This is a genomic window from Streptomyces sp. NPDC020362, assembly GCF_040642095.1.
Classification (GTDB): domain Bacteria; phylum Actinomycetota; class Actinomycetes; order Streptomycetales; family Streptomycetaceae; genus Streptomyces.
In genome coordinates, this window is sequence record NZ_JBFAET010000378.1 from 3,797 (window position 1) to 4,085 (window position 289).

1 pseudogene is annotated in these 289 nt (G+C 79.6%); it reads right to left on the minus strand.

What is annotated here, in order from left to right:
* Nucleotides 1-289: pseudogene (locus AB0H32_RS47150) on the minus strand (FAD-binding oxidoreductase); the annotation flags it as partial.

Below are 289 nucleotides of genomic sequence, written 5' to 3' on the forward strand. Positions count from 1 at the left end.
GGTGGGCCGGGCGACGAGGTCGGGGATCCGGCCGGGCCGGCCGCGCAGGGCGCGGATGACGTCGCGGTAGGCCTTGCCCATGGCGTGGGAGGCGCGCGCCTCGGGATCGTCGGTGACCAGGTGCGCCAGTGCGGGCGGGGGTGTCACGCCGGGGCGGGCGATGGGCAGGTCGGCGACCCGGGGTATCGGCAGCGGGCGGGCCAGGGTGCCCGGCAGCAGGGCGCCCATGGCGGCGCACTCGGCGTCGTCGGGGTGGGCGTCGGCGTAGCCCCAGCCCCACCAGGAGCGG